Here is a 14,040-nt window from a genome sequence, read left to right as displayed (position 1 = left end):
TCAATACCTTTATCCATCGGAATAAACAGATTTTCCGCTGAAACTGGTCTACCGTGAGGTGTGAAGAAGTGTAAAATCTGAATGCATGTTTATGGAATTGTTGGCAGCCGGCCTGCCCAGGGACCCCGTTTATGACAGAAAGCCAGACCCGTATCACCGGCCTCCGTCAAAACGCTCTCATCGTTGTTCGCGGTTTTATTCCTTGTGGATGTGAACTGGTCGCGGCCTCGTCCGGCGACGACGGCGCCCAACTGACACTGGCGAACCTCACTTCGCCTGGTCTGATACAACACCTGAATGGGTCGGACCACACTCCCGCCGAACTATTTCTGTTTGACGGCAATCACCCCACGCGTGTGAGTGGTGGTCTACAAGCTGCCGCTGGGGACAGTGTGCGGATGACCAGTGATCCCCACGACGCGGAAACCATTGAATATCTGCGACGCTTGCCACAAAGGATTCCTGATCAGCTCACCCCACCCTCCGCCAGCTTGCCGTCGTTGCGAGATACCTACCAAAAACACACCCGGCGCCTGCTGGGCACCCTGGTAGCCGACTTCATCGACCACGCCTGCGAGGGTATCGGGAACGACCTTGAACAAGCGGCGGAAGTGCGTGAGATCACCCGTCTGAAGGACATGCGCTTTATCTTCAACAGTCGGGGGGAGCAGATATACCGGGATTTCACGCTGCAATTCCAAGCGTTCGACCACCAGCTCAACCCGAGTAAGGACAACAACAGCTATAACGGCGAACTCAGGGTCGTGGAGCAGCATGTTTTTGAGGACTGGCTGGAACTCCAGATGGTGGCATCCGAGCTCGCCAGCAAACACACCAATACGCTGTTCGTGCTCAGCCAGTTGCTCAACCAGCTTTTTTCCTGCGATATCAGCGACCGCAGCAACCCTCTTTCACCACTGTCACTGTGCACCTGCCTGCAATTCGCCATTGATCGACTCGGTATTGCCCGACAGCATCGCGGCACGCTCTACCTTGCTTTCGAGACCGTGCTGGACGACCTCTGGCCCCGAGCCGCAGAGTCGCTGAACCGCGACCTTCGTGCAGCGGGCCTGCTGGCGCTCGATCTGACCAGCTTGCCTTCCAACTGGTCACTGAGGGAATCCAATAAGGCCCGGGAAGCACCAACGGAGACGCCCCATCCCGAAGCATCGGTGGTAGATTCCACGCCCCACGCGGCACCCGCCTCTGCCCCTGGGCGTTCGTTACTGCGCCTCATGAGCCTGCAACAGGATCCGGGTAACGTGCGGGATACCTGGCCACGCACCAACCCACAGTTTACCGCCGAACTGCGACCGCACAGAGATGATCTGCGCAAGGTGCTGGGCGAGCCCGGCCCCAGCATGGAGGAAGCCATTCGAAACCTGGCATCCTCCAATCCGGATCTCGAACAGGCACTTGATGACGGTACGTGGGACAAAGTCACCCTCGTGGATCGTCTGTTCGCCCCACTGGAGCATGAACAGGGGCTGAACAGAACGCTGAGGGAACAGCTTGAACAGTTGAGACTTCCGGTTCTGGAGGTCCTGCTCGAGACCTCTGAATTCCTTGACCGTGACAACCACCCGGCCAGGACCATCGTCAACGATCTTATGCGCCTCTGCCTGGCCGAGCGGAGTTCAAGCCGCAACCTGGAACAGACGGTGACGGGGATTATCGATGAACTCATCCAGACGGAAGAACGGGATGAAGCCTTTTACAGGTCCATCGGTACCCGGTTGCAGGGCCTGGTAGAACGCCAGGAACAATCGTTCCTGAGGAACTCCGAACGTATCGCCAAGACCCTGGAAGGCAAGGAACGCCTGCGGCAGACGCGGCTCGGCGTGCAGCGACGCCTGAACATGATCCTGGCGGATAAAGCCGTGCCAACAGTACTGCTTGATCTTTTGAACGCAGGCTGGGAGCAGTTGATCGTACTGGCGGTATTGCGGGAAGGCGCTGAGAGCCAAACCGCCACAAGTTTCATTAACATCGTTGAGCAGATCCGCCTCTGGCTATCGGGCGGAGAAACCAGCAAGGATCTCGCATTTGAGCGGGAGTTGGAAAGCGACGCGTTGATCCAGCTTATCGACAGGGAACTACGTACGGTTGGCGAAGTGTCGCCAGTCCGCGATGTGGTGGCGAGGCTGACCCGGGAATTGCATCAGCAGGTATCGACCGAAACAGTAACCCTCGACGCCTATCCTCCGGGTTCCTGCCAGCAGGAGGAAGCGGAGGCCTCTACAGAGTCAGTTGACACCCGCTGGGCCCGGCGTGCCCAGGAAATTGGCGTGGGCGATTGGGTTGAGATTGTCCTCGACAATGGTGAAAAACGGCGCATGCGACTGGTCTGGGGCGGCAAGGATGTCTTTCGCTTTGTGTTCCTTTCGCCCCAGGGACTGGGTGAGGTGAGTTATCAATATTCCGAATTCGTGTCGAGACTGGCCCGCGGTGACGCGTGGCTCGTCAAGCAGGGAGACATTCCCTTTGTCGACCAGAGCCTGTTCGACATCGTTTAGGGGGTCTACAGCAAGCTCAACTTCGAAGCCACTCACGACGCCCTCACGGGATGTCTTCACCGGCATGATTTCGAGAAGCAGTTGGCCCAGGCCCTGTCCGTAATGGACGGCAAACCCGGTAGTCATACCCTGATGGTGTTCGACATCGACGAATTCAGTGTGATCAATGCCACCTATGGCACCGGCGTCGGCGACGAGCTCCTGAAACGGTTTGCCTCCCTGCTTCAGGATCAGGCTTCGGGACACTCCGGCGATCACTGCATCGGTCGACTGGGAGGTAACGAATTCGCACTGCTGGCCCAAAAGATGCCGGTGGAGGAAGGACTGGATTTCTCCGAACGGCTGCGTGACGCCTTTCGAACCGAGTCACATACCGTTGACGACACCGAATTCTCCGCCACCCTGAGTGCGAGCGTGTGCCCTTTCGAAGACACCCTACGCTCTGCCGGCGAACTGATGAACCAGGCCAACCTGGCGCTCAAATCCGCCAAGAAGAAAGGCGGAAACAGCGTTGAACTGGTTCGGGACCAATCCCAGCAAGTGCCCACCTCGGGCCCCCAGTGGGTACCCGAAATTGACCGCAGCATACGCGATGGCAGCCTGTACCTGAGAGCACAGCGGATCCTTCCCCTGACTGATGGCAGCAACGGTGACATGTACGAACTGCTGCTAGGCCTTCAGAACTCCTCCGGCCAGGAAATTTCCCCACAAAGTTACATTGAGGCCGCGGAACAGTTCCGCCGGAGTTCCCGTGTTGACCTTTGGGTGATTGACGAAGCAATAGACTGGATGGAAGGACACCCAGGCGCCATGGAGAGCATCCATACGTTCAACATCAACCTCTCCGGCGCATCATTGAGTGACGACGCCTTTCTGTTCGCCCTGGAAACGAGGATGAAGCAGCACAACGCCCTCACCCATCAGATCTGTTTCGAAGTCACCGAGACGTCCGCCGTTACCAACCTGCATTACGCCGCCGATTTCATGACCGAGATGAAGCGGCTTGGGTGCCGGTTTGCACTGGACGACTTCGGAACCGGCCTGTCCTCCTACGCCTACCTGCAAAAACTACCGGTGGACTACGTCAAGGTGGACGGCATATTCGTCCGTGACATGGCCAGTAACCTGACCAACTACGCATTGGTTCGATCCATCACCGAGTTGTGTCATTTCCTCGACATGAAAACCATCGCCGAATATGTGGAAGATATGGAGACATTAGAGCTGCTTAAAGAGATCCAGGTAGATTTCGGGCAGGGATTCTGTATTGCAAAACCCCGGCGGATGGATAGTCTGGGGGCCACCGCAAAAGCCTGAAACACCACAATCACCGAATCAACGGGAGACCACCCATGCCAAACAGCGTAAGAATCACGTACTGTACGGGCTGCAAGTGGATGCTTCGATCCGCCTGGATAGCCCAGGAACTGTTGAGCACCTTTGAAGAGGAGCTGAACGAACTGACCCTGATACCGGGCACAGGCGGAATTTTTGAAATTCACGTCAATGGCAAACGCATCTGGTCACGTAAGGAACAGCAAGGCTTCCCCGACATCCGGGAACTGAAGCAACTGGTTCGAAATGAAGTCTCGCCCGATCGATCACTCGGCCATACCGACGGGGTACCCACAGCCTGAGCACTCTGGTGTACATGCAAACCGGCCGCCATCATCGCCGGGCGACATAGCGAAACCATTTATTTACGTCCAGGCCTTAGACATTGGTTTCGTAGTGTCTTGCTGCAAAGGACGTTTCAGGCCACTATCATGGCATCTCTATTTGCGAAAACGAAAAGGCAACGCATGTTTCTTGAACGCTACCACGCCACCCAGAACGGACTCGTACTGATCAGCGCGACCCAGGCCAGTCGATTTGCCAAGGAAGTGGCCGGTGATTTTAATCCGATCCACAATCCGGATGCCCGGCGTTTCTGTGTTCCCGGAGACCTGTTGTTTGCCCTGCTATTGTCACACTTCGGCCTGTCCCGACAGATGACCTTCCATTTTCGCAGCCTGCTCGGCGAAAATGTTCCACTGGACTTCCGCGAGGACGACGACGGCCTGATTCGCGTCTACGATCAGAATGACAAGGTCTACATCGAGGTGGAACGCAGTGGTGAGCGGACTCACGATGACACCGTGATTGAGAACTTCACTCGCTGCTACGTGGCCGCGTCCGGCAAGAACTTCCCCCATACGCTCAAACCGCTAATGGAAAATGCTGGCGTGATGTTCAATCCGGACCGGCCAATGATCATGTATCAAAGCATGAGCCTGGCCCTGGATACGCTTGATGCGCCAAGCCCCGACCTTGAACTCCATAACGCGGAGCTGAAGCCGGACGGAAAGCGTGGCAATGTCTCACTGGACTACCGGCTGATCTCAGACGGCAACGTTGCCGGCGAGGTTTCCAAAAAGCTTGTGGTCAGTGGCCTTCGTGACTATGACGCCGGTGCCATGGATGCCGTGGTCGAGGAGTTCTATCGGCTCAAGGAAAAATCCTGGGATTGATGGGATGTCAACGCCCGTAAGCCAGGAAGAGAAACAGGCAGCTCTGGCCCGCCTGAACCGATTCAGTCAGATGGCCGATAACGCTATTGGCATACCCTTCACGCGCTTTCGGATCGGGCTGGAACCCATCATCGGCCTTGTTCCGGTACTCGGCGACCTGGCCGGGCTGCTCATGTCCTGCTACGTACTCCTGGAAGCGCACCGTGCCGGAGCCAGCCCCCGGGTCAAACAGCAAATGGTCAGGAACATGCTGATCGACTTTTTCGGCGGCCTTGTTCCGGTCATTGGCGACGTCTTCGACTTCGCCTGGAAGGCCAATGTCCGGAATACCCAACTGCTCAGGGAGCACCTGGAAACCGAACTGAACGTTCCGCAAAAGCCGCGGTTCCCCTGGATGCAATTCCTGGTGATCGTGGGCACCCTGGCAGTATTCACCGCCCTTGTGGCGGTATTTGCGCTCTGACTCAGGGTCACTACGGATTTATCCCCAATGCTTTCTGGCCTTAACTCGGTACATGTCACCCTATGCCTGTGACCCGTCATCACCAAGAGGACAGACAACATGGCAAAGACCCAATGCTCCAACTGCGGAGCCAGCCTTCCCACCGAAACGCCTAAATGCCCGGAATGCGGGAGCCTTCAGAGCTCCAGGCCCAAAATGATTATCGGCGCCGCCGGCGTTCTGATCGCAGCCCTGGCCATCGTGCTCGGCGCCATCTATGTTATAGCCAAGGATGAGCCCGCCAATCCGGCCGGTAGCACCACCGAGATCAGGCCCTAGCACCCCGTCTGGCTTCTAGGGAGAACCATAACAACAAACCATGAGGCACGCATGAGCGATACCACACCCGATACAGTCTGGGACTATCTGATCCAGGGTGCCAAGGTCTTCGACGGTATTGGCGAATTACCGGTCCGCGAAGACATCGCCATCGCAGATGGCAGGGTCGCAGCACGAGGGCCGGACCTTGATCCGCAAAAAGCGCACAAGGTCATCGATGCCACTGAACGCTGGGCCATGCCAGGGTTGTTTGACATTCATACCCACTACGACCTGGAGCTGGAGGTTGCCCCTGGCCTGCCCGAATCCGTGCGCCATGGCACCACCACGGTTGTCATTGCCAACTGTAGCCTGGGGCTGGCGTTTGGCGCACAGCGCAAGGACGGTGCAGACCCGATTGTGGACTGTTACGCCCGAGTGGAGAACATTCCCAAGGACGTCCTGCGGGCGACCGCCGATCGAGTGGACTGGAAGAACCCGAAGGAATACATCCAGCATCTGAACAGACTTAGCCTGGGCCCGAATCTGGTCACCATGGTGCCGCACTCAATGTTGCGGATTGAGGTCATGGGGTTTGACGCCAGCATTTCCCGTGACCCCACGGAAGACGAACTCAATGCCATGGAGGCCTTGCTGGAGCAGGCCATGGATGACGGCTATGCCGGATTCTCCACCGATGCCCTGCCGTTCCATTACCTGGCCAACCAGCCCAACACCCGCAAGACCATACCCACGCAGTTCGCCAAGTACCCGGAAATCAAACGGCTGACGGACGTGGTACGGCGCAAGGGCGGTGTCTGGCAGGCCACGCCACCGAAAGACAGCACCATGGGCACCATCAAGACCTTTCTGCTCAGTTGTGGCCTACTCCACGGCAAACCACTCAGAACAACGGTGGTGGCTGCCCTGGATGTGCAAAGCAACCGCAAGATCGTGCGGCTGGCGAGATTGCTGGCCCGGGTTCTCAATTCCCGACTTTTGCGGGGTGACTTCCACCTGCAGGCCCTGGCCGCCCCCTTCAAGGTATGGTCCGACGGCGCCGTAACGCCGCTCTCCGAGGAGATTGAGGAACTGCGTATTCTCAATGAGACCGAACTGGAGGACCGTGAAAGCCGGCTGAAAATCCTCAACGATCCAGCCTACATCGCGTCGTTCAAAGCCATGTGGATGAGCGGCAAAACCGGTTTTGGCCTCAAGCGCCTCAAACGGCTGGTACGCCTGGAGGACTACGCCTTCAACCGTACCCTGGCGGACATGACCATCGACGTATGCCCCCTGAGAGAATGGCAAGGCCATACCTTTGCCGATGTCTTCGCTCGGGTGAATGCCGCCAACGCAGGAAAACCACTCGAAGGCAGCGATGCGGAACGGGCCCTGCTGAAAGACCACTTCTCTGGGGTGAAGGACGAAGGCGATTTCGTGCTGGCGATGCTGCGGGCGTTCGACCGTGATCTGAGCTGGTATACCGTGTCCGCGAATCGGAACGAACGCGTTGTCCGCAACCTGCTGATGGATCGGCAACTGCTGCCGGGCTTCAATGACAGTGGTGCCCATCTCACCAACATGGCCTTTTACGACGGCAACCTCAGAGCCCTGAAACTGGCCTCTGACGGCGGTGATATAGATGTAGCGTATATGGTACGCCGTCTCACCCGAGACCCCGCTCGCGTGTTTGGCGTCAAAGGGGGCGGCATCGAAGTGGGCGATCAGGCCGACCTTATCCTGGTAGACCCGTCAGCCCTGCGCCGCATGGACCACAACAATACGGTGCAACGTCAGTACCGTGAGGCATTTCAGCACGAACAACTGGTTAACCGCACCGACGGTGTGGTGCCCCTGGTGATGATCGCAGGTCATCCAGCGTGGCACGGAACGTCGTTCGACAATGCACTGGGTCAGAAAAAAATGGGCACCGTACTGGACACCACCTTCTGACATCCCGCAATCCTGTTGCCAACACTGCCTGAACTCTAATACTGTTCAGGCATGGACAAGAACACACCGGTTCCCCGCCTTGCCTTTCTTTATCCTGGACACGCTGCCGAGGATGACTACCCACGTCTGGCCGGAATGATCTCGCCACCGGCTGAGGTGAGAGTCGTACATACGGCGTTCGATGAGGATGCTCATACCGTTGACGCACTCACCGAAATGGGAAGCCCAGCGCGCCTTACGGAAGGAGCCGGACACCTTGAAAGTGCGGATATGGAAGCCGTTCTATGGACCTCCACCAGTGCCAGTTTCGTTCGTGGCATCGACGGTATAGGGGAACAGATCGAGACGCTCGAAAACCTGCTTCATATCCCGGCCTCTACCACGGCCATGGCATTCGCCAGGGCGGTTACCGCCATCAACGCCAGGCGGGTCGCCATCGCGGCTACCTACCCGCGGGACATAGCCCTGCTGTTCAAAACCTTTCTGGAGCACTTCGATATCGAGGTAGTGCACATAAACTGCCGCGGCATTATTACCGCAGCGGAGGTGGGCACGCTGGAGAAAGAGGCCGTATTGAGGTTCGTGACGGACAATGACCACCCGGACGCAGATGCGCTATTGATTCCCGATACCGCATTGCATTCCGCCGCCTGGCTGGAAGACCTGGAGGCAGCGGCGGGCAAGCCGGTACTGACCGCTAATCAGGTCAGCTTCTGGGAGGGGCTGAGGCTGTGCGGCAAACTGACCCCGCAATCCGGCCTGGGTACCCTGTTCCGGGTAGACCCCTGGAACTAGGCCGCCTGTTTTCGCTGCTGCGTTACCACCAGGGCAACCCCGGTGATGGAGATAACACCCCCAATCATCGCAAGCACGCCCAGCCTTTCATCAAACAGCCAGTACGCTTCCAGCGCTGTGACAGGTGGCACCAGATAGAAAAGACTGGCCACCTGTGAGGCAGCACCGCGCCTGATAAGCCACATCAACAGCAGAATCGCCCCGATGGAAACACCGAACACCAGCCAGACCATCGACCAGATCAACGGCTGAGCCCACACCACCTCACGGGTTTCAAACGCAAAGGCACCAACGGCGAAAAACGTTGCCGCAGCACTGTACTGAATGAACGTACCTGCGACGAGATCCGACTGGGTGCCGTTACGTTTCTGGTACACCGTGCCCAAGGATATTCCGCCCAGGGACAGCGCAGCCCAAAGCAGAGTCCAAAGCGGGAAATCGGAGGCGGAAGCACCACCGCCGAACTTTTCCAGCAACACCAGTGTTACACCGACCAGGCCCAGTGCCAGGCCCAGCCATTGCCGGCTCGAGACACTTTCCTTCAGCACCAGAATGGCCACGGCCGACGTTACCAGCGGCTGCAGGCCGACAATAAGCGACACGATTCCCGACGGCATGCCCCCCTGAATCGCGTAGTAAACCCCGCCCAGATAACAGCCATGCACCAGCAGGCCGGTAACCGCCAGATGACCGGCACCACGCCAACCAGGCCAGCGGGTTTTCATTATCCAGGCGAGTACGCTGAGCAGTACCAGCGTAAACAGCATGCGTATCAGCAGGAGCGTAAACGGCTCAGCGAAGGGTAAACCATACTTGGCGCCAATGAAGCCCGTGCTCCACAGCCAAACAAAGAGCGCCGGCACAAAAAACGAATAGAAAATCGGGGGCATACGGTTAACCGAGAGGCAGACGAATGTGAGTCTGCCCACTGTAACCTGTGACTGACAAACAAAACAGATACAGTAAACGGAATTAACAACCAGTACAGATGTTCAGGGCGGGTCTGTATGGCCGGTGCAATTCCGAAACGCCGTCTAAATGCTGTCGTTCTTCTTGTCCGAGTCGTCCATCAGTTTGCGCTCGGTTTCATTCCACTGTTCTGACAAAGCGTCGTAGGCGTTGGAGAAGCCCTGCTTGGCACGTTCCCAGGCGGAGGATGAACTGGCCTGCAGCTCGTCATACCATTGCTGGACGCGTTGCCGCTGCTCCTGCAGTGACTCAAGGCTTTTCCTTGACCGTTCCCGGGCCGTGTCACTCATGTCGTCCCAATTCTGATCCAGTTCCTGCTGTAGCGTGTCTATGCGCTTGTCGAGAGCTGAGAGCGTATTTTCAATGGCTGTTTCCGCCTCTGCTTTCTGGTCCGCACCGAACTCCTGCAACGCCTGGCCAAGCTCGCGGGTTTCTTTTTTTAGCGACTCAACCGAAGAATCCCCGGACGATTCCGCCTGCAGGGAACCGGACATGCCAAGTGCAAGAACGAAAGCCAGAGAATAACCGAGTTGTTTGAAGAGCATTGAAATTCTCCCGATATTATTTGGTAGACAGTAACAACTTTTGTCGTAAAACCGCACCTTAGCAAAGCTTAATCAACCGACAATAAAGGTAATTAGACCAACAAAACAATCGTTTGCAGCACAAATCATTCTCTTGCGAAGCGTTTTCGGACTTCCACTATTTGTGGCTTTCAGGCCCATGTGCCACTTTGAAGGTGACGTTACACAACAGGAGAAATACTATGCTCTATTGGGCTATTGTATGCCTGATCGTCGCGGTAATCGCCGGCGTACTTGGTTTTGGTGGTATCGCGGGGACAGCCGCAGGGTTTGCGAAAATTCTGTTCTTTATCTTTCTGGTTCTGCTGGTTATTTCACTGGTGGCCAACGCGCTTCGGGGCAAAGGACCAAAACCCTAGAAGTCTTCGCTTCCGGCGGCATGTTTTTAACGTGTCGCCGGCATCTGCAGTATCACCGACGATATGTCATCGCACACATCCTCCTGACTCTTGCCAACACAATTTACCGTCACGTCCGCAGCCCTCGAGTAAAGCTCAAAACGTTCCCAAAACAGCTGTTCCAGCGACTGATCCGGTCGCCGGGAGATGCCCCGGGCGCTATAATCCCCTATCCGCGCAACGACCACCTCCAGCGGAATATCAAGAAACACCACGAGACCATCAGCTTTCAGGTGAGTCATCGCAGGTTCGCTGTAGACAGCACTACCGCCCGTGGATATCACCTGACGCCGCACATCCAGCCTCAGCAATACCTGCTCCTCGATTCGCCTTAGTGCCTGATAGCCATCGCCGTCGACTATGTCCTGTAAGGTACGGCCTGCTTCCTCCTGAATCAGCAGGTCCGTATCAATAAACCCCAAACCAAGCTGTTTTGCCAGCAGCACCCCAACCGTGCTTTTACCGCTGCCGGGCATTCCGATGAGTACAACGTTGCTGCGGGACGTATTCAAGGGCACAGGGTCTCCGGGATTTTCGCCAACAATGAGAATTGAGCGGCTATATTGAGAAAAGTAACACTTTTCCGACAAACATTGCGGTTTCTTCAGCCAATTAACGCCGTATAATCCGCGGTATGGTTGTTATTCACGAATGCGGGCGGCGTTCTTGATCATGCACTCCAAGAGTCAACGATGATAAGCAGAAAAACCCTTTTCACTCCCTCGCTGGCATTTCTTCTACTGGCCTTCGCTGCGCCCGTATTGGCGGACAGTATCAAACGCATTGTGCACGCCGACGGTACCGTGGAGTACACCAACGTTAAGGGCAGTGGCGAGAAGCGTGCGTCGACAAAAGACGAAGTGGTTTACCGTTATACCGACGACAATGGCGTGGTTGCCTATAGCGGTATCCAGCCCGCCAGCTTGAATTTCGATGTCATCCGGTTCCACTGCTACGCCTGTGACCCGGATTCCAACGTGAATTGGCGCACCACACCGCTGTTCCTGTCGCCCTACCGGGATGAGATCAAGACGGCCGCCAGGGAGTTCAACGTTGACCCCGCTCTTGTTCGGGCCGTCATCCATGCAGAATCGGCGTTTAATGACAAAGCCCTGTCGCCCAAGGGAGCCCAGGGGCTGATGCAGTTAATGCCTGCCACCGCAGAGGAGCTGGGTGTTCGTAATGCCATGGTTGCCCCGGAGAACATTCGCGGTGGAGTCAATTACCTGGCCCGTATGCTCAAGCGCTTCGACGGTGACATCAAGCTGGCAACGGCCGCTTACAATGCCGGCCCTGGAGCTGTCGGGCGCCATGGTGGCATACCACCCTACGCAGAAACTCGCGCCTACGTGGAACGGGTTGGAATCCTTCACCAGCGCTACGCCAGTAACTGACCGGCCTAACCGAACGCCAGCCAGGCGCCCACCAGAACCATCAGACTGCCAGCCACGCGGTTAACCGTGCGAACACCACCGCCCTGCTTTAGCGCCTTGCGCAGAGTCTTTCCACCATGGGCATAGAGCTGAAGGCAGAGGAACTCCAATCCCAATATAATCAGGATGAGAGCCGTAAGTTGTGGTGCTATCGGCAGCTTACTGTCGATAAACGGTGGCAATAGCGCGATGAAAAACGCCCAGCCCTTGGGGTTGGCAATAGCGGTCACAAACCCCTGGAGCGCCAGTTGTAATCGTGAGCTCTCCACCGGTTGCGAATCCTCTTCCGGCATGGCCATTTTACCCCGCGACCGCCACATCTGGATGCCCAGCCAGGCAAGGTAGGCGCCGCCTGCATACTTAAATACAGCGAATGCCGTTGGGTATTTCAACATGAAGGTGGCCACACCCACCGCCGCTGCAGTCGCCACTACGGCCACACCAACCAATTCTCCGGCCATCATCCACAACGCCCGCTTCACGCCAATAGTGATGCCGAGGGACAGCGCCAGGGTCATACACATACCCGGCGTAATGGACACCACAAAGAAGGTTGGGATAAACGCAGACAACAAGGCCAGGTTCAGTGACATCACGGGCAGACTCTTACATTGAAAGAATATTGGACGTTAAGAGAAACGAAACTCTTAATTATACAGTCCACGCAGATAATGCAACCCCGACAGCTGAGCCATCTGCCCACGAATCCAGGCCACCCTCTCCCATACATAGGACGAGGGACTGGCGGCACTGAGCACTTTCGGGTTGGGAAGAACCGCGGCAAGCCGTGCTGCCTGGGTTTGCGACAGCCGGCTGGCGGGGATGCCGAAAAAGGCCCAACTGGCAGCCTCAACACCGTAGATCCCATGGCCGAATTCGGCGATATTCAGGTACACCTCCATGATCCGACGCTTCGGCCAGATGGCGTCGATACCGAGCGCCAGCCCGGCCTCCAACGCCTTGCGTACGAAACTGCGTCCGTTCCACAGGAACAGGTTTTTTGCCGTTTGCTGGGTGATGGTGCTGGCGCCCCGCAACCCCTGGCCCGCACGATATTCCGCAAGTGCCTTGCGAATGGCACTGAAATCCACCCCTTGATGGTACGGAAAGCGTTGATCCTCACTGGCCACCACTGCCAACGGTACCCAGGGTGATATCTCGTCCAGGCTAACCCACTCTTGTCTGAGCTCGTGGCTGGAACCGGAAAACAGATGCCCCAGCATGAAGGTGGACGTCGGCGGATTCACGAACCGTAGCAAGACAATCAATGCGATTATCAGCAGCAAAAAGCCCACCAGTAACCAGGCAAGCGCACGCAGGGATTTTTGGATCACGGATCGTTGAGCCACGGTGTTATCATCACGCAGGTTTGGGAATCACGGAGAAAGTCGGAAAGACTATAACATTGCCACTATGAAGCTTTCCCGAATTCTCAGTAATCAAAACGGTGTCAGCCGCAAGCAGGCCAACGCTCTGGTCGCCGCCGGAACGGTTACAGTGGACGGTTGTATCTGCAGGGAGACAGCCCGGGAAGTCGACCGTTTCAGCACTGTAGCCTGCAACGGCAGTGTAATCCAGCACGGGGACCTGGCCCACTACCTGATGCTGAACAAACCGGCCGGATACCTCAGTGCCACGGCAGACAAGGTTCACAAAACCGTAATGGAGCTGATCGACCCGGAACTGCGAAAAGACCTTCACATTGCCGGTAGGCTCGACCGCGCCAGCACCGGTTTGTTGATACTGACCAATGATGGAACCTGGTCACGAAGGCTTACGGAGCCCAGGGGAAAGCTCCCCAAAGTCTACCGGGTCACCACGGTCGAACCGGTTTCAACCGATGCCATAGAGCACTTCGCACAAGGAATCTGGTTCGAATACGAACAGCTGACCACCTCGCCTGCGCGCCTGGAGCCGCTGTCTGCCAACGAATCCAGGGTAACGATCTACGAGGGCCGCTATCATCAGATCAAGCGTATGTTCCACGCAACGGGCAACCGTGTGAGTAGCCTGCACCGGGAACAAATGGGCGCGATCACACTGGACCCAACGCTGAAGCCCGGGGAATTCCGACCACTCACCACCCGCGAAGTTATTCTGGAATAACAACGAAACAGGG

General features: G+C 56.8%; 16 protein-coding genes and 1 pseudogene. 12 read left to right on the top strand and 5 right to left on the bottom strand.

Annotated elements, in window-relative coordinates:
* Positions 1-131: 131 nt before the first annotated feature.
* From R1T46_RS09350 to R1T46_RS09310, 9 genes and pseudogenes are all read left to right on the top strand, one after another.
* Complete coding sequence (locus R1T46_RS09350; RefSeq protein WP_317308072.1) at positions 132-2,516, top strand: DUF1631 family protein; 2,385 nt, start codon at positions 132-134, stop codon at positions 2,514-2,516.
* A gap of 27 nt (positions 2,517-2,543) precedes the next feature.
* Positions 2,544-3,023 (top strand): annotated as a pseudogene (locus R1T46_RS09345) (GGDEF domain-containing protein); the annotation flags it as partial.
* A 33-nt stretch (positions 3,024-3,056) separates the two neighbouring features.
* Entirely contained in the window at positions 3,057-3,833 is a 777-nt protein-coding gene (locus R1T46_RS09340; RefSeq protein WP_317308286.1) for an EAL domain-containing protein, read from the top strand.
* A gap of 35 nt (positions 3,834-3,868) precedes the next feature.
* Complete coding sequence (locus R1T46_RS09335; protein WP_286811437.1) at positions 3,869-4,153, top strand: SelT/SelW/SelH family protein; 285 nt, start codon at positions 3,869-3,871, stop codon at positions 4,151-4,153.
* Between the two features lie 165 nt (positions 4,154-4,318).
* On the top strand, positions 4,319-5,026 hold the full coding sequence (locus tag R1T46_RS09330; protein WP_036209399.1) for a DUF3581 family protein: 708 nt from the start codon (positions 4,319-4,321) through the stop codon (positions 5,024-5,026).
* A gap of 4 nt (positions 5,027-5,030) precedes the next feature.
* Positions 5,031-5,489 carry a DUF4112 domain-containing protein gene (locus R1T46_RS09325; protein ID WP_286811438.1) on the top strand — a complete coding sequence of 153 codons (459 nt, stop codon included), beginning with the start codon at positions 5,031-5,033 and terminating at the stop codon, positions 5,487-5,489.
* A gap of 99 nt (positions 5,490-5,588) precedes the next feature.
* Positions 5,589-5,807 (top strand): hypothetical protein, encoded by a 219-nt coding sequence (locus R1T46_RS09320; RefSeq protein WP_126811866.1) that lies wholly within the window; start codon positions 5,589-5,591, stop codon positions 5,805-5,807.
* A gap of 51 nt (positions 5,808-5,858) precedes the next feature.
* On the top strand, positions 5,859-7,742 hold the full coding sequence (locus R1T46_RS09315) for an amidohydrolase family protein (protein WP_317308071.1): 1,884 nt from the start codon (positions 5,859-5,861) through the stop codon (positions 7,740-7,742).
* A 51-nt stretch (positions 7,743-7,793) separates the two neighbouring features.
* On the top strand, positions 7,794-8,537 hold the full coding sequence (locus R1T46_RS09310) for a maleate cis-trans isomerase (protein ID WP_317308070.1): 744 nt from the start codon (positions 7,794-7,796) through the stop codon (positions 8,535-8,537).
* Here the strand turns inward: R1T46_RS09310 and R1T46_RS09305 are convergent.
* Positions 8,534-9,427 (bottom strand): DMT family transporter, encoded by an 894-nt coding sequence (locus R1T46_RS09305; RefSeq protein WP_075197011.1) that lies wholly within the window; start codon positions 9,425-9,427, stop codon positions 8,534-8,536. The two genes, R1T46_RS09310 and R1T46_RS09305, sit on opposite strands and share 4 nt — an antisense overlap.
* 144 nt (positions 9,428-9,571) lie before the next feature.
* The gene (locus R1T46_RS09300; protein ID WP_051947025.1) at positions 9,572-10,051 is read right to left on the bottom strand and encodes a hypothetical protein; all 480 of its coding nucleotides are present in this window, start codon (positions 10,049-10,051) and stop codon (positions 9,572-9,574) included.
* A 221-nt stretch (positions 10,052-10,272) separates the two neighbouring features.
* On the opposite strand from R1T46_RS09300, the gene R1T46_RS09295 reads away from it, so the two are divergent.
* Positions 10,273-10,449, top strand: coding sequence for a DUF1328 domain-containing protein (locus R1T46_RS09295; protein WP_007152648.1), 177 nt, complete (start codon positions 10,273-10,275; stop codon positions 10,447-10,449).
* 26 nt (positions 10,450-10,475) lie between these two features.
* Here R1T46_RS09295 and R1T46_RS09290 read toward each other — a convergent pair whose 3' ends face one another.
* The gene (locus R1T46_RS09290) at positions 10,476-11,000 is read right to left on the bottom strand and encodes a shikimate kinase (RefSeq protein ID WP_317308069.1); all 525 of its coding nucleotides are present in this window, start codon (positions 10,998-11,000) and stop codon (positions 10,476-10,478) included.
* A 180-nt stretch (positions 11,001-11,180) separates the two neighbouring features.
* On the opposite strand from R1T46_RS09290, the gene R1T46_RS09285 reads away from it, so the two are divergent.
* The gene (locus tag R1T46_RS09285; RefSeq protein ID WP_317308068.1) at positions 11,181-11,882 is read left to right on the top strand and encodes a lytic transglycosylase domain-containing protein; all 702 of its coding nucleotides are present in this window, start codon (positions 11,181-11,183) and stop codon (positions 11,880-11,882) included.
* Between the two features lie 5 nt (positions 11,883-11,887).
* On the opposite strand, the gene R1T46_RS09280 is transcribed toward R1T46_RS09285, so the two are convergent.
* Both R1T46_RS09280 and mtgA read right to left on the bottom strand, forming a co-directional pair.
* Positions 11,888-12,514 (bottom strand): LysE family translocator, encoded by a 627-nt coding sequence (locus R1T46_RS09280; RefSeq protein ID WP_317308285.1) that lies wholly within the window; start codon positions 12,512-12,514, stop codon positions 11,888-11,890.
* 54 nt (positions 12,515-12,568) lie between these two features.
* The gene (gene mtgA / locus R1T46_RS09275; protein ID WP_317308067.1) at positions 12,569-13,270 is read right to left on the bottom strand and encodes a monofunctional biosynthetic peptidoglycan transglycosylase; all 702 of its coding nucleotides are present in this window, start codon (positions 13,268-13,270) and stop codon (positions 12,569-12,571) included.
* A gap of 64 nt (positions 13,271-13,334) precedes the next feature.
* On the opposite strand from mtgA, the gene R1T46_RS09270 reads away from it, so the two are divergent.
* A complete protein-coding gene (locus R1T46_RS09270) occupies positions 13,335-14,027 on the top strand; it encodes a pseudouridine synthase (RefSeq protein ID WP_317308066.1) in 693 nt (230 codons plus the stop codon).
* The last annotated feature ends 13 nt before the right edge of the window (positions 14,028-14,040 follow it).

The organism is Marinobacter salarius, assembly GCF_032922745.1.
Classification (GTDB): Bacteria; Pseudomonadota; Gammaproteobacteria; order Pseudomonadales; family Oleiphilaceae; genus Marinobacter.
Note: the sequence above shows the minus strand (reverse complement) of the source record. Positions and strands in the feature narration are given on the sequence as shown.